General features: G+C 57.3%; 14 protein-coding genes. 12 read left to right on the top strand and 2 right to left on the bottom strand.

All coding sequences use genetic code 11. The features are described from left to right. Nucleotide 1: 1 nt before the first annotated feature. The 11 genes from OXG75_07500 to OXG75_07450 all read left to right on the top strand — a co-directional run bounded on the left by OXG75_07500 (nucleotide 2) and on the right by OXG75_07450 (nucleotide 8,751). The gene (locus OXG75_07500; protein MCY3625814.1) at nucleotides 2-859 is read left to right on the top strand and encodes a ParB/RepB/Spo0J family partition protein; all 858 of its coding nucleotides are present in this window, start codon (nucleotides 2-4) and stop codon (nucleotides 857-859) included. A 38-nt stretch (nucleotides 860-897) separates the two neighbouring features. After that, on the top strand, nucleotides 898-1,152 hold the full coding sequence (purS, locus tag OXG75_07495) for a phosphoribosylformylglycinamidine synthase subunit PurS (GenBank protein ID MCY3625813.1): 255 nt from the start codon (nucleotides 898-900) through the stop codon (nucleotides 1,150-1,152). After that, nucleotides 1,152-1,892, top strand: coding sequence for a phosphoribosylformylglycinamidine synthase I (purQ, locus tag OXG75_07490; protein MCY3625812.1), 741 nt, complete (start codon nucleotides 1,152-1,154; stop codon nucleotides 1,890-1,892). Before purS ends, purQ begins: the two co-directional genes overlap by 1 nt. Nucleotides 1,893-1,988: 96 nt before the next feature. Beyond that, nucleotides 1,989-2,192 (top strand): type II toxin-antitoxin system VapB family antitoxin, encoded by a 204-nt coding sequence (locus OXG75_07485; protein MCY3625811.1) that lies wholly within the window; start codon nucleotides 1,989-1,991, stop codon nucleotides 2,190-2,192. Next, nucleotides 2,179-2,553, top strand: coding sequence for a PIN domain-containing protein (locus OXG75_07480; protein ID MCY3625810.1), 375 nt, complete (start codon nucleotides 2,179-2,181; stop codon nucleotides 2,551-2,553). Before OXG75_07485 ends, OXG75_07480 begins: the two co-directional genes overlap by 14 nt. A 124-nt stretch (nucleotides 2,554-2,677) precedes the next feature. Beyond that, on the top strand, nucleotides 2,678-2,917 hold the full coding sequence (locus OXG75_07475) for a sulfurtransferase TusA family protein (protein MCY3625809.1): 240 nt from the start codon (nucleotides 2,678-2,680) through the stop codon (nucleotides 2,915-2,917). Next, the gene (locus OXG75_07470; protein MCY3625808.1) at nucleotides 2,917-3,858 is read left to right on the top strand and encodes a cysteine synthase family protein; all 942 of its coding nucleotides are present in this window, start codon (nucleotides 2,917-2,919) and stop codon (nucleotides 3,856-3,858) included. Before OXG75_07475 ends, OXG75_07470 begins: the two co-directional genes overlap by 1 nt. Beyond that, a complete protein-coding gene (locus OXG75_07465; protein MCY3625807.1) occupies nucleotides 3,852-4,319 on the top strand; it encodes a M67 family metallopeptidase in 468 nt (155 codons plus the stop codon). The genes OXG75_07470 and OXG75_07465 overlap by 7 nt, the downstream gene beginning before the upstream one ends. 60 nt (nucleotides 4,320-4,379) lie before the next feature. After that, nucleotides 4,380-5,837 carry an NADH-quinone oxidoreductase subunit N gene (locus OXG75_07460; GenBank protein ID MCY3625806.1) on the top strand — a complete coding sequence of 486 codons (1,458 nt, stop codon included), beginning with the start codon at nucleotides 4,380-4,382 and terminating at the stop codon, nucleotides 5,835-5,837. Between the two features lie 59 nt (nucleotides 5,838-5,896). Further along, nucleotides 5,897-8,095, top strand: a complete 2,199-nt coding sequence (locus tag OXG75_07455; protein ID MCY3625805.1) for a DNA translocase FtsK 4TM domain-containing protein — start codon at nucleotides 5,897-5,899, stop codon at nucleotides 8,093-8,095. Continuing rightward, on the top strand, nucleotides 8,092-8,751 hold the full coding sequence (locus OXG75_07450; protein ID MCY3625804.1) for an outer membrane lipoprotein carrier protein LolA: 660 nt from the start codon (nucleotides 8,092-8,094) through the stop codon (nucleotides 8,749-8,751). Before OXG75_07455 ends, OXG75_07450 begins: the two co-directional genes overlap by 4 nt. 59 nt (nucleotides 8,752-8,810) lie before the next feature. Here the strand turns inward: OXG75_07450 and OXG75_07445 are convergent, their stop codons facing one another. Then, a complete protein-coding gene (locus OXG75_07445) occupies nucleotides 8,811-10,154 on the bottom strand; it encodes a hypothetical protein (protein ID MCY3625803.1) in 1,344 nt (447 codons plus the stop codon). Nucleotides 10,155-10,339: 185 nt separating this feature from the next. Then, complete coding sequence (locus OXG75_07440; protein ID MCY3625802.1) at nucleotides 10,340-11,071, bottom strand: ion transporter; 732 nt, start codon at nucleotides 11,069-11,071, stop codon at nucleotides 10,340-10,342. A gap of 356 nt (nucleotides 11,072-11,427) precedes the next feature. Between OXG75_07440 and OXG75_07435 the strand changes: the two genes are divergently transcribed. After that, nucleotides 11,428-21,798, top strand: a complete 10,371-nt coding sequence (locus OXG75_07435) for an SDR family NAD(P)-dependent oxidoreductase (GenBank protein MCY3625801.1) — start codon at nucleotides 11,428-11,430, stop codon at nucleotides 21,796-21,798. Nucleotides 21,799-22,056 lie beyond the last annotated feature (258 nt).

Below are 22,056 nucleotides of genomic sequence, written 5' to 3'. Positions count from 1 at the left end.
CGTGAAAAGAGAAAGCTTGGGAAGAGGACTTGACTCCCTTATTCCAAAGAGTCTGGAAACGGAATCCACCGGGTACCAGATGGTAAGCACGAACCTGCTCAAGCCGAATCCCTCGCAGCCGAGAAAGCAGTTTGAACAGGGTGCGCTTGAGGAACTCGCAGAGTCTATAAAGGAAAACGGGGTCATACAGCCTCTTATCGTCAGGAAGATAGACGGCGGCTTTGAAATAGTGGCCGGGGAACGCAGATGGAGAGCGGCAAAGATTGCCAAACTCGAAAAGCTCCCCGTAGTGATAAGAACCGCTACCGACCAGGACGTAGCGGAGCTGACGTTAATAGAAAACATACAAAGAGAGGACTTAAATCCCATTGAGGAGGCTGAGGCTTATGAAAAGCTCTCAGAGCGCTTCGGGCTTACCCATGACGATATTGCCAGAAAAACGGGGAAAAACCGCTCGGTCGTCACGAACCAGTTGAGGCTTCTCAAGCTTTCCGATAAAGCCAAGGAAGCGCTTGTTTCGGGCTCTATAACGGCAGGGCACGCAAGAGCGCTTCTAGCCGCATCCTCCCCCGAGGAAATGAATTCCCTTCTCGGAGAAGTGCTGAAAAAGGATCTTACGGTAAGGCGAACCGAAGCGCTTGTAAAAAAGAGAAGCAGAGATACAGAACAGCCCACTGAACCAGCTTTGAATGAGGTGGCAGAAGATATCTTCACCAGGGAACTTACAGAAGAGCTTTCCGGGAAATTCTCGACCAAAGTAAGAATCAGCCGCAACAAGACAAAAGGGAAAATAGAAATAGAGTACTATTCTCCCGAGGAGCTTGAGAGAATTATTGGCATACTGCTCTCGCGCGGGTAATATCCCGCAGAATTCACACCGGAGCAAGGAAACAGGAGATGAAACAGTTTTCCGTGAAAATAGAGGTTAAGCTCAAGCCCGTGGTGCTTGATCCCCAGGGCAAGGCGGTGCTTAACGCTCTTTCCGGTCTCGGATTCAGCGGGGTCTCAGACGCAAGGGTAGGCAAAGTCGTGGAGCTCACCATGGAGGGCGAATCCGCCGAGGAAGTAAGCCGCAAAGCGGACGAGATGTGCCGGAAACTCCTTTCCAACCCGGTAATCGAAGATTCTTCGGTAGAGGTAGCGGAAAAATAATGCCAAGTTTCGGAGTTCTGTTCTTTCCGGGGTCCAACTGCGACCACGACTGCTATCACGCCATAAAGAAAATCCTGGGCCGGCCCTGCGAACTTATATGGCACGAGGAACCTTCCCTCGAGGGAATAGACTGCATCGTGATACCAGGGGGGTTTTCCTACGGAGATTATCTTCGCGCGGGAGCCATATCGCAGTTCTCTCCGGTGGTAAGCCCTCTCAGGGAACTTGCCGCAAGCGGAGTCCCCGTAATAGGGATATGCAACGGGTTTCAGATTCTTGTTGAATCGGGACTTCTTCCCGGGGCATTTATACACAACTCCTCCCTCAAGTTCGTCTGCAGATGGACAAACGTGAGGGTCGAGGATACCGATACGCCCTTTACCTGCCTTCTCCGCAGGGGAGAGGTGCTCAAGCTGCCCGTCGCAAACGCCCAGGGCAATTTCGTGCTGCCCCCGAACGGAGACGATGCCCGGGAACGGAGAATAGTTCTGCGCTACTGCGGGGAAAGGGGAAAACTCAGTGCCGAGGCGAATCCAAGCGGCGCCGAGGACAACATAGCGGGAATCGCCAACAACCGGGGCAACGTACTCGGGATGATGCCTCACCCCGAGCGTAGCTTCGAGAGCCTGCTGGGCTCAGAAGACGGCAGGAAGATGTTTGAGAGCGTAGTGTCCTGGATAGAGTCGGGCGGGCGGAAATCCTCAGGCGTTACGAGCCTTGAACCCTTGGCTTCTTCGTAAAAATAAATTTCTGAATAACTTGCTTTACGACATCAGTTGATGTATATTTGGTATGACTTTCTTGTGCGTTCAGCAAACGTAATGGAGCGTTGAATAATGAGAACTACTGTAAACTTGGACGATGAACTGCTGTCCCAGGCGCGGGAGATGACAAGCATCACGTCAAACACCAAGCTCCTTCGGGAAGCCCTGAAGGCGCTTGTGCAGAGGGAGAGCGCACGGCGGCTCGCCAAGCTGAAAGGCAGCGAACCTGGACTCCGCCCTATTCCGCGGCGCCGTTTTGATTATGGTTCTGATTGACACTTCGGTATGGATTGAGCACTTGAGAGGGAAGACTGAGGTGGTTGAAGATCTGCTCACCACCGAGGAAGTAATTATGCATCCATTTATCATAGGCGAAATCGCCTGCGGCAATTTTGCGAACCGCGGAGAAGTTCTCTCGATGCTCCATGGACTGCCCGCTCTTTCCGTGACGGATGACTCTCTAGTACTGTACTTTATCGATCAGAACAAGCTGGCCGGGTCGGGCATGGGCTACATCGACGCTCATCTGCTCGCCTCCGCGATCCTCGAGCCTCCGACCCGAGTACTTACGCTCGACAAGCGCTTCAGAGCGGCCGCCGAAGCGATGGAACTTGAGTATGATCCCGCCCGGGACTGATGGAATCCCGAAATTTCTTCAGCACCTGCAGCGGGCGGGCCCAAGTCAGGCCGGAGCGGGGCGGTTTGAGTAAAACACAGACTGTGTTAATCTTAACGGGAAATCGCGCGGACGAGAGTTTAAAATGGACAACACGCAGAGCAAGGAAAAAATAGACATAACTGACTACATCTGCCCGATGACGTTTGTTAAAACCAAGCTCAAGCTTGAGCAGATGAAGCGCGGGGAAGTCCTTGAAGTAAGGCTCTGCGAAGGAGAACCTCTTTCCAATCTCCCGAGAAGCGTGGAACAGGAAGGTCACAGGGTTCTCTCCATAGAGAAAGAAGAAGGCCGCTACCACAAGGTAATCATCGAGCGCTGCTAATGTATAGATCCGAAGCCGGAACCTCCACTGCCGGAGGTTCAAGAGTCGAATCGGTGGTTGACCTTATAGGCAACACCCCTCTCCTGAAACTTTCCGAGACGGCAAAGGAATGCTCTCCCGGAGTCAGTATTTACGCAAAGGCCGAGTGGTTTAACCCGGGAGGTTCAATAAAAGACCGCCCCGCCCGCAGAATGATCCTGGAAGCCATCCGCTCCGGCGAACTCACAAAAGACAAGGTCATTATGGACTCCTCTTCCGGGAATACAGCGATCGCGTACGCGATGCTCGGGGCCGCGCTCGGGTACGAGGTTGAAATCGTAACGCCTGAGAACGTAAACACCGAGAGAAAAAAAGCAATCGAGGCCTACGGGGCGAAAATAACCTTCTCAAGTCCCCTTGAAGGTTCCGACGGAGCCATAAGAATGGCTCACCAGCTAAAGGCGGATAATCCCGAGAAATATTTCATGCCGGACCAGTACAACAACATTAACAATCTTCTGGCTCACTACGAGACGACTGCGCCCGAGATCTGGGAGCAGACAAAGGGCGCCGTGACCCACTTTCTCGCGGGACTCGGCACATCGGGAACCTTCATGGGGACCGGGAAAAGGCTTAAAGAATACAACCCCGATATAAAGACAATCGCGATTCAGCCAGAAGAAAGTCTTCACGGACTTGAAGGCATGAAACATATGCCCACTTCAATAGTTCCCGGCATATACGACGAGGAAGCGGCCGACGAAATTGTCTTCATCTCGACTGAGAAAGCGTATGAAATGATGGAGCGGCTGATGGATACCGAGGGGATATTCGTAGGTCACTCGGGAGGAGCCGCGGTCTGCGTAACCCTTGAGTGCGCGAAAAAACTGAAAGAAGGAGTGCTCGTTACGATTCTTCCCGACTCGGGCAGAAGGTACCTGAGCGAAGGACTCTGGTGGTAAAAATACACAGATCGGCCTATCTGGGCATGACACGGGACGCGGAATCCGGTTATCCTTACGAGGTATGTGGGGTGATGATCGGGAAAGAAGATACCGTCACTCACTTTCGCAAATGCGCCAATCTGGTCGCTGACGACAAATCCGAAACAGCGTTTAAGGAAACAGCAGACATTGACAGCAAGCGGTTAAAGGACCGTTACGAGCTTGATCCACGTTCCTACATAGAGGCGGATTCGTGGGCGAGGGAGAACGGTCTTGAGATTCTCGGCATATACCACTCGCATCCAGACCACCCTTCGGTACCTTCGGAGACCGACAGGCAGGTGGCATCGCCCGGATGGGCGTATATAATTTTCTCGGTAAACTGCGGCAAACTCGCCGACGCGAGAATATGGTACATCGACGAGCAGGACTTCCAGTTCGAAGAAAGAAAGTTCGAAGTGCTTAAAGACCCCGACTGATGTAATGAAAAAGAGGACCGAGACCCGGAGAAGGCTGCACATGCCGGGAGAGACGCGACCATGAATATGCAGGTTCTGTTTGAAAGCACGCTGGCTATCCTTCCCGAGTGCGTACTCATACTCGCCGCCCTGCTCATACTCATCTGTGCCCCGATTCTGAAAAAAAGATGGACGGGGTCGCTTTTTCTCCTCGCAATCTCCGGTACCGTGCTCTCCCTCATCCTTAACTTCTCCAGGTTCTCCGGAGAAAGTTCCGCGTTCTCAGGCGCGCTGGTAATCGATTCCTTCTCCGCCTATTTCAACTCCCTTTTTCTCTTGGCGGCGCTTGCGACTATCCTTTTTTCAAAAGATCACCTCAAGGGGCGCACGCAGTGGCTTGAGGAATTCTACGCGCTTGTGCTTTTCTGCACGAGCGGGATGATGGTTCTCGCCTCCTCGGTCGAACTCATGACGCTTTTCGTTGGATTCGAAATCATGTCAATCGCCGTCTACATACTCTCGGGGTTCAGAAGCAAATCCCTCGACTCGACAGAATCAGGCGTAAAATACCTTATTCTGGGGGGCTTCTCTTCCGCGGTGCTGCTTTTCGGAATCGCCCTTCTCTACGGGGCCACCGGTTCCACTTTTCTGGATGAAATTCTAAAAAGTCCGGGGAATCTTCCGATGTATGTATGCGGAGCCGCCTTTGTGGCAGTGGGAGTCATTTTCAAGATAGGAGCCGTGCCGCTTCACCAGTGGGTGCCCGATATCTACGACGGAGCCCCCCTCACGGTTACGGGATACATGTCCGTTGCGGTAAAAGCGGCGGCTTTTGTGCTGCTGCTGAGAATATTTCTCGGCTCCGCTCCGGGATTTGAGGGCTACATGACGGCCGCGGTGCTGATTGCGGCGGTGCTGACCATGGTAGTGGGGAATATAGCCGCCATATATCAAAAAAGCGTGAAGAGGATGCTTGCCTACTCAAGTGTGGCACACGCCGGATACGCCCTCGTCGGGGTAGCGGCAGTTCTCTCGGACTCTTCGGTCGGAAGCGGGAGCGTTCTTTATTATCTGTTTGCCTATACTTTTATGAACCTCGGAGCTTTCGGAATCCTCGCCTACGCGAGCAGGGAGGGAGACGACTGTGACACTTTCGAGAGGATATCGGGGCTTTGGAGCAGAAAACCGGCGGCATCGCTCGCACTCGGAGTATTTATGTTCTCGCTTGCGGGAATCCCGCCGACTATAGGGTTTTTCGGGAAATACAGGGTGTTTTTAGCTGCAGTCGACGCCAATCTGACGCCGCTTGCAGTAATAGGAATAATAGCAAGCGTAATCTCCGCGTACTACTACCTCAAGGTGCTTGTCTACGCGTTTATGAGGGAAGATAGTTACGGTGCAGGCGCAAACAAACCGCTTTCGGGGGCCACAATTGCGGTGCTTACCGCAGTAACGGTTTTTTTCGGTATATTTCCTTTGTTGTCATGGGATCTGGCGGCTCAGGCCTCAATCACTCTTCTCGCCGCGGTCGCGTTTTAGACTGCAAGGGGTTTTTCTTTCGCCCGGGCGCGGAGGATTTTTATTTCAGAATTTAGGAAATGGAGAAAGGCAAGGACACTCAAGGCGTATTTGTAGATGTGATGGCGGTTTTTTTCTTCGCCCTCGGCGTATTTACCTTCGTAAGTCTTCTGGCCTTCAGCAACCTTCTTGAAATCGACGTAAAAGGCGCAATGGGAGGCACGGGCCTTTACGTGTCGCACTCCCTTGGAAGTTCCTTCGGGACGCTTTCCTTCGTATTTCCCGTGTTGATGTTCTACGCGTCATACGTGATTCTCAGGAAGCGGCCCACCCGGAAAATATACTGGAAGCTTTTCTCCACGATTATTTTCCTTCTCTCCTCGACCACCCTGCTGGGGCTTGTTTACGGAAAAAGCTCACTTCTGGGATACTCGCCGGCCGGGGGATGGTTGGGTCTTGCGATCTCCAGGGAGTTCGCGCAAAACATCCTGGGAACCTTTGGAACATACATTATCGCCATAATCGTCATATTCGTCTCCGTGATAATAGCAACGGAAACCAAGATCGCCACCGTGGTGAAAATCATCCGCCTTCTCTTCTCAGGCGCGTTAAAAGGAATTTCTGCACCGATCGGTGCGCTGAGACGCGTTGCCGCACGAAGGGGCACCCGAGGAAAAAAGAAGCAAGACGCACCGAAGGCGACCCCCAGCGCGGCAAAAACCACGGCCACAGAACACAAGCAACAAGCCGACACGGAACCGCAGATAGTCTTCACTCCTCCCGCCCCCGACAAGAGAGACGAGCCGTCCCCTGCCGCGCCCGAGAGCAAATGGCTTGACTTCTCCCTCCCCTCAATTGATCTGCTTGACCCGAAAATCGACACGTCGGTAGAGATAGACAAGGAAGCCATGTATCGGAAGGCCACCTTGATCGAGGAAAAGCTTGCGGACTTCGGAGTAACCGGAAAGATCATGGAAATACGTCCCGGCCCGGTTATCACGATGTTCGAATACAAGCCCGCCCCGGGGATAAAAATAAACAAAATATCATCCCTTGAAGGTGATCTGGCAATGGGTCTTAAGGCGCTTAGCATAAGAATCATTGCCCCCATACCGGGAAAGGACGTGGTCGGAATAGAGGTGCCGAACGAAAGCAGGGAGATAGTGGTACTGCGGGAACTTTTCGAGAGCAGCTCGTTTATGGAGAAAAAATCGATGCTCACCGTCGCCCTCGGAAAAGACATATCCGGAAAACCGCGATACATGGACCTTCAGACCGCCCCGCACCTCATGATCGCCGGAACTACAGGTTCGGGCAAAAGCGTGCTCCTAAACGCCGCAATCACAAGCCTGCTTTACAGAGCGACCCCTTATGAGCTCAAGATGATAATGATAGATCCGAAGATGCTCGAGCTCTCCATATACGAAGACATTCCCCACCTGCTCCACCCGGTGGTAACCGAATCGAAAAAAGCCGTGGCCGCCCTTAAGTGGCTGGTCGGGGAAATGGATTCCAGATACAGGATGCTCTCCGAGGAAGGGGTAAGGGACATAGACAGCTATAACAGGAAGCTTGAAGCGCTTGAAATCGAGGAAAAACAGCTCAGGTGGCTTCCCTACATAGTCGTTATCATAGATGAGCTCGCCGACCTGATGATGGTCTCCCCGAGCGACGTCAAGGACTCGATAATAAGGCTCGCGCAGAAAGCCAGGGCGGCGGGAATTCATATAATAGTCTCCACCCAGCGCCCCTCGGCGGACGTGGTGGCGGGACTCATAAAGGCTAACTTCCCGGCGCGCATATCCTTTCTCGTATCTTCAAAAGTGGATTCAAGAATCATACTTGACACCGGGGGAGCTGAGACCCTGCTCGGAAAGGGGGACATGCTTTTTCTCGCATCCGGTGGGAGCAACCTTTTAAGACTGCAGGGCGCGCTTATATCCGACGATGAAAGAAAACGGGTAACGGATTTTCTAAGGTCCCAGGCAGACCCGGTCTACATAGAAGAGATAACAAAAGACGACCCGGACGATGAGAGCGCGGGAGTCAGCGAAGACGAAAAAGACGAGCTCTACGAAACCGCGCTCGGCATAATAGCCGAAACGGGACAGGCATCCATCTCCATGATACAGAGAAGGCTCAAGATAGGATATAACCGCGCGGCCAGGATCGTTGAGACAATGGAAAAAGAAGGTCTTATAGGTCCTCAGGGAGCTGCCGGCAAACCGAGAGAAGTCTACGTGAACATGATCAAAGCGGACAGGGGAAACTCGGATTGAGAAAAATCGCGCTTGCGGCAGCGCTTTTCGCCACCTCCCTTCTTTTTACCGCGCAGCCCGCGAGGACCCAGGACCCAAGCACTGTTGTAAGCGGCATCCAGAAAAAATACGCCTCGATAAACGACCTCAGTTCTCCATTCACCCAGGTAACCCGGATAAAGGACCTTGATGAGAAAATCGCTTCCTCGGGCAAGGTGTGGTTCAAAAAACCCGGGATGATGAAGTGGCAGTACCAAGAGCCATGGAAAGATACGATTGTTTCTGACGGAAAGAAGGTCTGGTATTTCGACAGCCGGGAGAACCAGGTAACCGAGATGGAAATTGAAAGCGTCTGGGCAGACTCTCTCGGTTCCTATACCATCATTTCCATACTGGAGGATCTTGACCGCCTTTTCGATGTCCGCCCGGGTGCCGGAAGCGCGGACGAGCGGGGGAATGTCCTCCTTGACCTGAAACAGAAAAACCGGGAGCAGTCAAAGCAGGTAACGATAGCAGTCGATCCCAAGACCTACATGCTAAGAGAAATCATAATCGGCGATGTCTTCGGAAACACTACGGTCATAAAACTGGGCGCCGCAGAAGTTAACCTCGGCATTGCCGATTTGTTTTTCAGTTTCAAAAAACCAAAGGGGGCAAGGATGGATGCTTTTCCCTGAGTTTTTTACGTATCGCATTTGACAACTCCGACAGCGCGGGTTTCAAAGCAAGCGTGTTTTTATTCTTCAGTGCGCTGTAATCCTTCGGGAGTAACGCTTTGCGGGGCGGTTCCGTCTTCGCTGACCTTGGGGGCGGGGGGTTGGTACGCGCGCAGGTACTGACCGGCGGTTTCGTAAAACCCTGACACCATCTGCTCCAGTTCGTCAATGAAGCTTTTGCGCTGACTGAAACGTCTGCCCAGCTGATGGATCATGCATACTTCGAATCTGGCGACGGGAAGATCCTGACCGCTTGTGGAAGCCATCACCGAATTCTCTCTCAGTTCCCCAAGCGTATACTGCGTGCGGGGCCTTCGTCCGGGCCAGATCAGCCTGATATGGATATCCGTTTCGGAGGTTTTCCGCAGCTGGCGGAGCAGCCAGTTGAGACGGGCCGGGGTGGTTTTTCTGTTGCCGGGAGCTTCAAGCGTCATTGACGCGCTGATCGTCCGTTTTCCGATATCGACGACCAACTCAATCGGTGCTGCCGCATCTTGAATCTTAAGTCCGGCCGAAAGCGTCTGCTCTTCGGCAAGTTCGTAGGCGTCTTTCTTTGCACGTGCCGCCGGATCCAGAACGTGGGAACGCGGCAACCTGACTTCAACTTTCACATTGACCTTGCGCGTCAGCAGAAGAGAGATGTCCCTGACTTCCTGATGCCAGGCGCCCACTATATCCTGCACTTCCTCGCTTTTTGTCTGGAGCGAAGCGCCGGCGGCGATTTTCTGCACGATACCGGGCCATGCCTCGGGCATGCGGTCGAAAGCTTTTACCCCCGTGCTCGCATGCGTCAGGAATCTCAACATCTCGGAGAGAACAAAATACTGGTCCTCGTCTTCAATGTCGTCATTGGAAATCAGCAGGTCGGCCTGCGTAATAATGTACATCCATGACCAGTGATAGATTTTCACCCTTGAGCGCGTTTTGGCGGAGAGCTTGACAGGGTGATGATCCGGTCTCGAGGTGAACTGGTTTGAGACGGTTATCACGGCATCAATGTTATGTTCTCTGGCCAAGCGCATGTAGGCGGCAAGCTGCTCCTCATCGAGCTTGACGTTGCCGATCTTCGTTTCAACCAGCGCTTTCCACCGGCGCCTGTCAACCCTGAGCACGATCAGCCCGTCCGGCCTGTGCGCTTTTTCCTCCCCCCGGTCCGCGAATGTGACTTCGGTGTACGCCGTGAGACTCGCAAGTTTCCCGACGCGCTGGTTGACGGAACCCAGCATCGCCTGGCCGAATCCGCGCACGTGCACAAGGCAGGAAAGAAGAATTGAAGTGCTTCGGCCCTCCTTTGAAGTGTCCGCCAGCACCGGAAAAAGACGCGCTTTTTCTCCGCGTTCAAGATATTCGGGCAAACTGTCCATAAACCGCCGATAATTCTAACATGCGTCGGTGTTTTCTCCAAAAGCGCGCGACGAACCAGCCTGCCCGCGCAAGCCGCGCGCAAAAGTCAGGTCTGCTGTTCCAAGCGGCAGAAGCAGGAGGCTTGCGTCCGGGGAAGCGATCAATTTCCGGCACAGTGAGCCCGGCAGAACCGGAAACCAACCGGCTATGGACCTTCCGGTCTTTTTGTTTTCGTGAGCGCCGAGGCCAACAGGGCGGTGGGAACCGCCACAACTCCGAGCCCCGTTACCGCGACGAAAAAAGTGAATATCTTTCCGCCCGTGGTTATCGGGTACACGTCTCCGTACTCGACCGAGGCGAGGGTCGTAATCGCCCACCAGAGGCTATGGAACACGCTTTTGAACGCTTCGGGCTGGGCTTTGTGCTCAAAGTGGTGAATGCCGGCCGCCGCCGTGAACAGCACTATGACGCTTGCCGCTCCGTAGAGCATTAGTTCGTCTCTGATCTGCCACCATGCCTGCTTCAGCCTGAACACCGCCTCTGAGGACTGCACCGCCTTGATTATCAGCAACAGGCGCAGCAGGCGAAAGGAGCGCACGAACACCAAGTCTGTCGTCCCCCTTGCGAACCAGAAAACGGGCAGAATGGCGACAAGGTCCACGATCCCGAAGAAACTGAACACGTAGCCCCACCTGTTTTCGCTGACCCAGATACGAAGCGCGTATTCAAAGGTGAAAACAGCGAGGATCGCTGTTTCCGCCATTTCCAGCCAGCGCCGGTCGGCGGGATCCAGATCCGGCAGCGTTCCGATTGAAAAAACCGCAAGGGCCATCAGAACCAAGAACTGGACGGCGTAATCGAATGCTACGCCGGCTTTAGTGTCCCGACGCACTACTACAGCAGCCAGCCGGGAACGCGTCTTCGCGTAGACCGTCATGCAGCAATGTAGATTACTTGATTTTTTGGGGCTTTAAAAACGGGAAAGACAAGTGCGGCGTCCACTATCCAGTTGACCTTACGCTTGTCCATGCAGCAGGCAAGGGCGTCAAGCGTGCCGTGCGCCCCTCATCCCGCCCGCAAATCTTAAATAAAACTGCCACCTGTATTTAGCGTGAGATAGTCGTGGCACGAGCGAAGAAGAGCTTTGTTCCCTGTCCATCCCTATGCTAAACTTTTCCGAAAGAGAACTATCAAAGCCAGTGGTGAACTGAAAACCGTTTTATAAAACGGAAACAGTTCAGGCTGAGGGAACGGATAGAGCCATCAGTTCATAATCTTGGGAGGAAGATTTCGATGACGAAGTCAAACAAATCTTGCGATTCTTCCGGGGAATCACAGCCCCACTCTGAAACTCAGAAACAGGAAAAATCTGGATTCGGTCCACCGATAGCGATCGTGGGCATGGGGTGCCGGTTCCCCGGCGCACCGAGTATACCGGCCTTTTGGCGCCTGCTTGAAGCCGGCCAGAATACAGTGATGGAGGGCGTCCCGGGTTCCGGCATCGGGCGTATGGACGAGCTTTTCCCCGATGGACAGATTCCGAGCAAGGGCTGTCGTTTCTGTGCCTATGTCGACGGAATCGAGCAGTTCGACGCGGGGTTCTTTCGCATTTCTCCGGTCGAGGCCCAGTTGCTGGATCCACAGCAGCGAATGATGCTGGAAACCACTTGGGAGGCTCTCGAGGATGCGGGCATGGACCCGGATCGGCTGAGGGGCAGCCGCACCGGGGTATACACCGGGATCAGCAACGACGAATACAGGATGCTGGTAGTGGAGTCAAGGAAACCTGCCGATGCCGCCTCATGTCTTTATGCTCTGAGCGGCACGAACCTGAACGGTACCAGCGGACGGGTCTCTTTCGTGCTGGGCCTCATGGGACCGGCGAAGGCAGTGGACGCCGCGTGCGCGTCGTCCATGGTGTCGGTCCACGACGCGGTGGCGGACCTGCAGCAGGGCAAGGCGGATCTGGCCATTGCGGGCGGTGTGCAGGCTATCCTGAACAGTCGTATATTCGAACTCCGTGCGGATGCGATGATGCTGTCTCCGGACGGGCAGTGCAAAACGTTCGATGAGTCTGCGAACGGTTACGTGCGCGGCGAAGGTTGCGGCGTCGTTATCCTGAAGCGGCTGAGCGAGGCCGAGGAGGATGGCGATCGGATCTGGGGTGTGATCCGAGGCTCGGCGGTGAATAACGGCGGGGCCAGCACCGGACTGACCGTACCGCACATCCCAGCACTGGAACAGGTGATGGAAGCGGCCCTGTCCGATGCCGGAGTTTCTGCTTCGGATGTGGATTACCTGGAGGCACACGGGACTGGAACAGCTGTAGGCGACCCGATTGAGATCGACGCCGTCTCCGCTGTCTACGGCAAAGGACGCAAAGCCGATCGTCCTCTCTTGATCGGTTCGGTAAAGACCAATATCGGCCACCTCGAGTCGGCTGCCGGAATCGCCGGTCTGATCAAGGCAGTGCTGGTGATGCAGCGCGGCGTGATTCCGAAGCATCTGCACTTCCAGGTCCCCAACCCTAGCCTCGATTGGGACCGACTGCCCTTGAAAGTTACTTCGTCCATGATGGACTTGCCCGAGCGCGGCGGACGGCCGCGACTGGCGGGAGTAAACTCCTTCGGGATATCCGGGACGAACGCCCACATAGTGGTGGAAGAATACATAGCCCCGGGGGGATTGCCCTACGGAAAGAGTGAGCTTGCGGGCTCAGCCCAGGCGGTGACAGTCTCTTTGCCGGAGGCCGTGGAGAGTTTGCCGCTGCCGGAGCAAGGATTAAAGAAGCGCGAGACCCGTTTGCTGCCGCTGTCCGGAAAATCGGTGAACGCGCTCCGGGAACTTGCGGAACGTTACCTCTCATGGCTGGATGAGCATCCAGAGGATATTGCTTCCCAAAGCGCCTCGGCAGAAGCCTTGCTCTCGGACATGGCGTGGACTGCAGGCGTAGGGAGGAGCCATTTTGATCACCGTGCGGGCGTGGTGTTTCGGGATACCGGGTCGCTGCGGGAGGGGCTGAAAGCGTTGGGGAATGCGGGCGAGAGTCCGGGCCCGCAAACGCCGACGAAGATAGCGTTCGCTTATACCGGGCAAGGAAGCCAATGGGCCGGCATGGGAAAGGCGCTCTACGAACGTGAGCCGGTGGCGCGGGCGGTTCTTGACCGCTGTGAAGAGGTGTTTCGGGCCGAAAGGGGAACCTCGTTGCTTGACGTAATGTTTGGGCGCGGCGAAGGCAATCTGGGCGATACGGCGTGGGAGCAGCCAGCCCTCTATGCCCTCGAGTGCGCGCTCACGGCGCTCTGGTCGAGCGTAGGAGTTCGTCCCAGCGTGGTGTTGGGGCACAGTGTCGGGGAACTGGCGGCGGCGCAGGCGGCGGGAGTGTTCAGCCTGGAGGATGGAATGCGGTTTGCCGCGGCGCGGGGCACCCTGCTGTCGGAAACCGAACCGGGCGCAATGGCGGCAGTTTTTGCCACTCCGGCACGAGTGGCGTCGACGGTCGGGGAGCTGAATGAATCATCTGACAGTGTTGGGCTGAGCATCTCGGCGGACAACGGCACCCACCAGGTGGTGAGCGGCCCGGTTGCGGAAATTGAAGCCATCTCGAAGCGTTTCGAATCGGAAGGAGTCCGGGTAAGACGATTGAACACGGCCCGCGCGTTCCACAGCGCCTTGGTGGAGCCAGCTCTGGATATGCTGGAAGCTTCCTTGGATAATGTGGCGGTCGAGCCACCCTCCCTCACCGTGGTCAGCAACCTGACTGGCCAAGTGGTGGAGTCTGGCCAGGCGCTGGACGGAGCCTACTGGAGGCAGCATGCCCGTGAGAAAGTGGCATTCGCCCGCGGTGTCCGGACGTTGGCGGAACTCGGGGTGGACCTGGTGCTGGAGATAGGGCCGAGACCGATCCTGGCCACGATGACTCGCTCGGCCTGGCCAGACTCGGTACAGACACCGACGCCCATGGTGCTGTCGAGCCTGCGTCCACCATCCGGTGAATCCCAAGCGTCCGCGGATGGCGCCGATTTCACGCAGGCCGTCGCGGAAGCGTATCAGGCGGGACTCCCGATTCGTTTTGAAGGGCTCTTTGCGGGGGAGGGGCGCCATCGCATCTCGCTGCCAAGCTATCCATTCCAGCGCGAACGCCATTGGCTCGATTCGAAGAGAAAACAGCGCTCGGGCGTCGGCCACCCTTTACTGGGGGTCCGGCACGAATCCGCTACAGGCGAGGTCACATTCGAGACAGAAGTGTTCCAGTCGGATCCGGAGTGGTTGAGCGACCACCGGGTGTTTGGCCGGGTTATAGCTCCGGGCGCGCTCTACGGGGCCATGGCAGCATCGGTATCCCTTACGGAAGAAAGCGGCGCGGTGGTTGTGGAGGACATGCAACTGCTCAACGCACTGGTTTTCCCGGAGGAGGGTTTCGAGGACGGTACCGGTGACGAGGGCCGGAAGGTGCAGGTTGTGCTTGATTCTTCCGAACGGCCGAATTCGCGTCGGGTCCAGATATTCAGCAAGGGGAGCGGAGAGGACTGGACGGCACATGTGGAAGGCCACATATCGCAGGGCACCCCCATGCCGGAAGCCGGAAGCCGCATCGATCTTGAAAGCCTCAAGGCCCCTCTGTCGCCAATAGACGTGGCAGACTACTACCGCGCCCGGGCGGGTACGGGGATCAATCTCGGCCCGTTCTTCCGTACGCTCGGGAAGGTCTGGTCCCGGCCAGGCGAGGCGTTAGGCGAGATTTCTTTCCCTGAAGCTCTCGGCCGCAATGAGCTGGACGTTCATCCGCTCCTGCTCGACGGTTGCTTTCAGGTTGTGGCCGCAGCGCGCAATCCGGGCGGGATAGAAGAGGAAACCACCTATCTGCCATTTGGCTGGGAGCGGCTGTGGCTGGCGGATTGGCTGCCGGATCGCCTGTTCTGTCACGTGCGCATGAGTGAGGTTTCCCAAGGTACAGAAACGGAACAGGACGAGCCGCCTGAGGTCTGGAACGGAGAATTGCGCATCTACGATCCCAACGGGCTTCTGCTTGGCGGGCTGAGCGGATACATGGTGAAACGCGCGACGCGGGCGGCGCTGCTCTCCGCGGGCGAAGGGGTGAATGAACTGCTGTACGAGGTTGTGTGGCGCGAAAGGACTCTCCCGCCCGGAATGCTGTCCGCAGATTTTCTCGCATCTCAGGCAACGGTTGCAACGCGCTCGGGGCTGCTCTCAGATTATTTGGCCGACGAAGGAGTCACGCCCAAAGACAGAAGCGCCCTCCTGACCGACCTAGAGCGGTGGTCTCGGTCCTGCGCGCTCGAGACCTTGGAGAAGCTGGGGTGGGAACGCGAGGTGGGCGTGACCGTGGATTCAGAGGAATTGCGGCAGCGCTTAAACGTCGTGGAGGAGCATAAGAAGTTGTTCCGCCGGACGCTCGAGATGCTGGCCAAGTCCGGGGTGTTGGAGGAGGTAGACGGCGACTTCGTCGTGAGGACCGGACCCGGGGATCCCTTGCCGGATGAAATGCCGCCTGACACCGAGGAATTCGCTACCCGAATGGCTGAGCTATATCCCCACGGCTTGACCGAGATCGGGCTTTTTCGACGGTCTGGCAACGCCCTGGCAGACATCCTGCTGGGCCGAGCGGACCCGTTGACGGTCCTGTTCAGCAGCGGAGACCCGACCCCGGGCGATCTGTATCTAAAAGCCCCGGTGGCGCGTGCGGCGAACCGTCTACTGCGAGAAACGGTTCAGACTCTTGTGGAGGGGTTGCCCGACGGCCGACACCTCAGGGTGATCGAGGTCGGGGCGGGTACAGGATCGGCAACCGCGGCCATCCTGCCAGAACTCCCGGAAGGACGGTTCGACTACATGTACACGGATATCTCGGCGGGCTTCTTTGCGGAAGCAGAGGCGCGTTTCGGAGGCGAGGAAGCGTCGATAGATTACCGCATGCTGGATATCGAGAAAGATCCGGTGGAGCAGGGATTCGACTCCCACGGTTATGACTTGGTGATTGCGTCCAATGTGTTGCACGCCACGCGATATCTGGATGAGACGCTTGCGCACTGCCGGCGGCTTCTCGCACCATCAGGACAGATGGTCGCGCTCGAGAACCTGAGGGGTATGGGTTGGATGGACTTGACTTTCGGGCCGCTAGACGGCTGGTGGCGGTTCGCCGATGCCTACCGACCGCAACACGCCTTGGTGGAGCCAGCTGTGTGGCGCCGCGTACTTGCTGACGTGGGTTTCGAGGAAATAGAAGTGCTGGGGCTAGAAGAGTCCGACTCGACCGGGATGCCGGATAAAGGTGTGATCGTGGCGCGGGGTACGGCTGAGGTGACCGAAAAACCGGGCACCTGGGTTCTGGCGGCGGATAGCGCCGGTGTGGCCGAGGAACTGGCAGCGGAGTTGGCCGCGCGCAACCAGACAGTCGTGCTGGCGGACCATCAACTCCCGGAGGACGGGCATTCAGAAGCGGACGGGTCCAGCATTGTCCGCGGAGCGGTGGACATGGAGCGGCGCGAGTCGTGGCAATCGCTGTTGGAGTGTCTGCCCGGGGATGCGCCTCTTAGCGGCGTCGTGCACCTCGTGGCGCTGGGCGGCCACGGCCTGAATGCGACAACCGAAGAGATGGCGAAGGACACGAGGCAAGCGATGGCGAGCGCACTGGCGTTAACGCAGGGGCTGCTTGACTCCGATGTGGTGCCCGAGAACGGAGTGTGGTTTCTTACGCGGGGTGCCCAGGTGCTGGAGCGGGAGCTTGGCGGGGAACTTGCCGGCGCGACGCTATGGGGTTTCGGGAAGACGCTGGCCCGCGAAGCGGCGCATCTAGAACCGAGGATGATTGACCTGGACCCCACAAAAACGCAGTCGCCTGAACTACTGGACGAACTGCTGTATCCCGATCAGGAGAATCACATCGCACATCGCTACGGACGACGCGTGGTGGCCCGCCTGGTCCGGGCCGGGACTGACACGGAGCGGTTGACATTGCCGGAGCAGCCGGGCTGGGTGCTGGCTCCGGATCCGGAAGGCATATTCGACAAGCCTTACGTCAAGCCGCTGCCGGAGCATTCCCTAGAGCCGAAAGAAGTCCGTGTCGCGGTCGAAGCTGCCGGGCTGAACTTCTGGGATGTATTTCGTTCGCTTGGCTTCATTGAAGAAGAGAACTTAGGCAAGGAGATGTGCGGCCACGTGCTCGATGTGGGTTCCGAGGTGTCAACCGTCTCGGTCGGCGACCATGTGGTTGGATTGGGGTTCGGTGGTGCGTTCGCGGACGAAATGGTTATACGGGAGGAATTGGTGGCACCCGCGCCATCGGGAATCTCGGTGACGGATCTCGCCACGGTGCCGAATGTGTTCGCCTCAGCCGCATTCTCGTACGAACTCTCAGGGCTAAACGCCGGCGAACGGGTGCTGATTCACGCGGGCGCTGGCGGTGTGGGACTCGCGGCCATCCAGTTGGCGCGTGCTGCAGGCGCCGAGGTGTATGCCACGGCGAGCGAGCTGAAGCGGCCATACCTCCGCTCCATCGGCGTGGAGCATGTGTTTGACAGCCGCACGACAAAGTTCGGGGAAGAGATCCTCGAGGCCACGGACGGAGCAGGAGTTGACGTGGTGCTGAACAGCCTGACGGGAGAGGGATTCATCGAGTCGAGTCTGTCATGCCTGGCACAGGGTGGCCGGTTTGTGGAATTGTCCAGGCGGGACATTCTGAGCGAGGAGGAGATGGCCGAAGTTCGTCCCGACGTTGCCTACTCCATCCTGGAGCTGGATGTTTTGAAGAAGACTGACCCGGCTTGCGTCGGAAAGGTTCTCCGGGAAGTGATGGAGCGCCTTAAGTCGGGAGAACTGAAACCGCTTATCCACAGCAGGTGGCCCTTGGCCGAAACGGGGGCCGCGTTGAGATTCATGCGATCGGCCCGGCACATCGGAAAGATCGTCGTGACGACACCACCGCTTGTGAGAGGTGGGTTGCGGCAGGATCGGACCTACCTAGTGACCGGAGGCCTGGGCGGTATCGGGTGCGCCGTGGCCAGCTGGCTGGCGGATCACGGCGCAGGGGCAATCGTGCTCAATGGACGACGGCCACCGGACCCCGAGGTTGAAAAAGAGATTGACTCGTTGCGTGAACGCGGGTACACGGTGAGGGTGGAGCTGGCGGATGTGACGGATGCCGCTGCTGTGGACGACATGCTGGCGCGGATGGACCGGGAACTGCCGCCGCTCGGCGGAGTGATTCACAGCGTGGGAGTGTTGTCGGATGCTTCGCTGTCGAACCAGAGTTGGGAGAGGTTCGAGCAGGTGCTGTGGCCGAAGGTGCTGGGCGCCTGGCACCTGCACCGTGCGACGGCGGACCGCGATCTGGAGCTCTTCATCCTCTTTTCGAGCCGAGTTGGCGTCATGGGCAATCCGGGACAGGCGAACCACGCCGCAGCCAATGCGTTTTTGGACCAGCTCGCCGCCCACCGGCGGGCGGTAGGGCTTCCGGGACAGGCCATTGCCTGGGGAGCGTGGTCAGAGATCGGCGAAGCCGCGGAACAACGAGATCGGATTGAACGGCAACGAGCGGCGCTCGGCGGCCGGTGGTTTACACCCCAGCAAGGTCTCAGGGCGTTCGACAGGCTGGTGCGCCAGGACGTAACGAATTCCGTGGTAATGTCTATGGACTGGGCAGTTTTTGAGGAGGCTGTCGAAGACCGTCCCTCCCTGCTAGAGGAACTGCTGTCCACCAGCTCCAAGGCCGACGCCGACTCGCCTGCTCAGGCGGACGACCTGATGTCCAGGGTGCGGAAAACGACTGTGGCGGAACGCGAAGGCATGCTGGTGTCATTCCTCCAAGAGGAAGTGCAGGCAGTTCTGCGGCTACCGTCGACGCCGACGCCAACAGTGGGGTTCTTCGATCTGGGGATGGACTCATTGATGGCAGTAGAACTGAGAAACCGGCTCAACCGGGCATTCGCGGGCGAGTATGTCGTCTCCAACACAGCTGTCTTCGACTACCCCGACATCACGACCTTAGCCCACTATCTGGCGGGTGAACTCGGTCAACTGGGCGGGGACAGTGGGACGGCTTCAACGCCCGAGACAGTCGCACCCCCACCGCGCCCGTCCGTCGCTACTGAGGATGACGACATAGCGATAGTCGGCATGGCGTGCCGCTTCCCGGGCGCGAAAAACCTTCTGGAATACTGGAATCTTCTGGAATCGGGCACTGATGCAGTGACCGACGGACGTCAGGCCGGCGATTCGCCGAGGGACACCTTTGGAGACTCAAATTCCGAGAGCGCCACCCACCTGCACGGCGCGTTTGTTGAGGGTATCGAGTGGTTTGACTCACGCTTCTTCCGCATTGCGCCGATAGAAGCGCGGATGATGGACCCACGACAGAGAATGATGTTGGAGACAAGTTGGGAGGCTATCGAAGACGCCGGAATCGCTCCCGACAGCCTACGAGGCAGCCGCACCGGAGTGTATGCCGGAGTCAGTCACAGCGAATACCAACATGTAATTGAAGCCAGCGGTAAGGCTGGCACTTTCCTCGGCCTAATGGCCAGCGTCACCGCCGGGCGGGTCGCATCCGTGCTGGGTCTTGAGGGTCCGGCAATGGCTATCGATATGGCCTGCGCCTCGGCATTGGTTGCGGTGCATCAAGCCGTCGTTGGGCTACAGCGGGGCGAGGTGGACCTGGCCCTCGCCGGAGGCGTGCATGCGGCGCTGTCGCGCGACATTTCCAAACTTATGCTGGATGTGGGGATGCTGTCGCCGAGTGGGCAGTGCCACCCCTTTGATGCGTCTGCGGACGGCTATGTACGCGGCGAAGGTTGCGGAATGCTCATTTTGAAACGACTGAATGAGGCGGAGGTTGACGGCGACCGGATATGGGGCGTCATCAAGGGTTCTGCCATTAACCAGAACGGGGCCAGCGCGGGATTGACCGTTCCGAACGGCCCGGCACAGGAGCGTGTTATAGAGGAGACGCTTGTTAAGGCGGGCCTCACCGGAAGGGATGTTGACTATCTCGAAGCACACGCTACAGCATCCCAGTTGGGCGACGCAATTGAAGTACACGCGGCAGGCTCGGTGTACGGCAGAGGGCGCGACGCCGACCGCCCGCTGCTGATGGGCACCGTAAAGTCAAACATCGGATATCTGGAGACGGCGGCGGGCGTTGCCGGCCTGATAAAGGCTGTGCTGGCGATGAAGCAGGGTATCATTCCGAAACATCTGCACTTCAAGGAACCGAACCCACAAATCGACTGGAACCGACTTCCCGTGCGGGTGACTTCTGAAAAGACCGACTGGCCGCCCCATCCTGACAGGCCGCCACGCGCGGCAGTAAGCGCGTTCGGCATATCGGGCACAAACGCGCATATGGTGGTGGAAGGCTACGGAATCGCGACAGAGGATAACAGCGCAAGTGCTGGAGTGCAGTCGCTTAGGGGCACCGCGCGGCAGGTGCCCGTTTCTCTGCCAGAGCCGGTTGCGAATCTGCCGCTAGCTGCGGGGGAACTAACGGAGCGCACAGTGCGTTTCCTGCCGCTATCGGGCAAGTCGGACGGCGCCCTGCGGGACATGGCAGGACAGTACCTGTCGTGGTTCGACAACCATATTGCTGAGTCGTCGCCTGAAGCGCCTGCACTTGCTGACATAGCGTGGACGGCGAGTGTCGGACGCAGCCATTTTGACCATCGTGCCGCTTTAGTGTTCGGGGATATGCAGTCTCTGCGTGCAGGGCTAACGAAACTCACGGAGACCGACGCTACGCCTGATAAGCCAGATCCACAACCCGTAACAAAGGTGGCATTCGTGTACACAGGCGAGGGCAACCAGTGGGTTGGTATGGGCGAGGCGCTGTACAACAGCGAGCCAGTCGTACGCGCTGTTTTGGACCACTGTGACACCGTGGTGCGCGCAGAGAGGGGAGCATCGCTGCTCGATGTGATGTTCGGGCACGCCGAAGCAGCGGGCGACTTGAATGATGCCGATTGGGCGCAGCCAGCTCTCTACGCATTGGAGTGCGCGCTGACGGCGCTGTGGGCAAGCGTTGGGATCCGCCCGAACGTCGCGCTGGGGCACGGCACGGGTGAGATTGCCGCGGCGCAGGCTGCGGGAGTCCTCACCTTAGAGGACGGACTGCGCTTTGCCTTGACTCGTGGCACGCTGATGGCGGCGCTGCCGGGAGTGGACCCGAACCAATCTCTCGACGGTCTGGAAGTGGCATTTGCAGAGAGTGAGGTCTCACCTCCATCCCTGACTCTGGTGAGCGGCGTTACGGGGCAAGTTGTGGATGCGGACAGCCCGCTAGACGGGGCATACTGGCGTATGCAAGCGTGCGAGACTGCGGCGTTCAGCGCAGGTGTTTCCACGCTTGCCGAGTTGGGAGTGGATGCAGTGATAGAGATTGGCCCCGGCGCGGTACTGGGGCCGCAGGTGAATCCCGAATGGCCGGACTCGTCAAACGGAAAGGAAGCCACCACTTCACCACTCGTGCTTGCGAGCCTGATGCGACCATCCGACGAGGATTCACAGGAGCACAGTACCGGTTTTGCGGAGGCGGTTGCAGGGGCATACGATGCGGGACTGGCACTTTCCTTTGAGGGCATGTTCGCCGGGGAATCGCGCCGCCGCATCTCGCTGCCGAGCTATCCGTTCCAGCGCAGGCGTCACTGGGTGTAACTGAGGTGCCGTGTCACGGAGAAAACTAGAGAAAAATCGATTGACCCAAGCACCTATGTATTGTACCATTGTGTTCTAACATCTTAAATTTTTTAAAAGGAGGACTGTAATTATGGCTTCAGTTGAAGAGCGACTAAGACAACTTGCGGACGAAAACCTGGAGGTAGACGGACAGCCGGTAGGCCAGTTGCTGGACCCGGACAAGGGCCTTGCTGATGTAGGTGTTTCCTCTATGGACGCAGTGTCATTCGCCAAAGT

The sequence above is a fragment of the Candidatus Dadabacteria bacterium genome (genome assembly GCA_026705445.1).
Lineage (GTDB): Bacteria > Desulfobacterota_D > UBA1144 > Nemesobacterales > Nemesobacteraceae > Nemesobacter.
This window is presented reverse-complemented; position numbering and strand designations above follow the sequence as displayed.

Bases quoted from the DNA above. Each gene is read 5' to 3' on its own strand.
- OXG75_07455 (MCY3625805.1), top strand. From the start codon at position 5,897: ATGGAGAAAGGCAAGGACACTCAAGGCGTATTTGTAGATGTGATGGCG.
- OXG75_07475 (MCY3625809.1), top strand. From the start codon at position 2,678: ATGGACAACACGCAGAGCAAGGAAAAAATAGACATAACTGACTACATC.
- OXG75_07470 (MCY3625808.1), top strand. From the start codon at position 2,917: ATGTATAGATCCGAAGCCGGAACCTCCACTGCCGGAGGTTCAAGAGTC.
- OXG75_07440 (MCY3625802.1), bottom strand. From the start codon at position 11,071: ATGACGGTCTACGCGAAGACGCGTTCCCGGCTGGCTGCTGTAGTAGTG.
- purQ (MCY3625812.1), top strand. From the start codon at position 1,152: ATGCCAAGTTTCGGAGTTCTGTTCTTTCCGGGGTCCAACTGCGACCAC.
- OXG75_07445 (MCY3625803.1), bottom strand. From the start codon at position 10,154: ATGGACAGTTTGCCCGAATATCTTGAACGCGGAGAAAAAGCGCGTCTT.
- OXG75_07485 (MCY3625811.1), top strand. From the start codon at position 1,989: ATGAGAACTACTGTAAACTTGGACGATGAACTGCTGTCCCAGGCGCGG.
- OXG75_07480 (MCY3625810.1), top strand. From the start codon at position 2,179: ATGGTTCTGATTGACACTTCGGTATGGATTGAGCACTTGAGAGGGAAG.
- OXG75_07435 (MCY3625801.1), top strand. From the start codon at position 11,428: ATGACGAAGTCAAACAAATCTTGCGATTCTTCCGGGGAATCACAGCCC.
- OXG75_07460 (MCY3625806.1), top strand. From the start codon at position 4,380: ATGAATATGCAGGTTCTGTTTGAAAGCACGCTGGCTATCCTTCCCGAG.
- purS (MCY3625813.1), top strand. From the start codon at position 898: ATGAAACAGTTTTCCGTGAAAATAGAGGTTAAGCTCAAGCCCGTGGTG.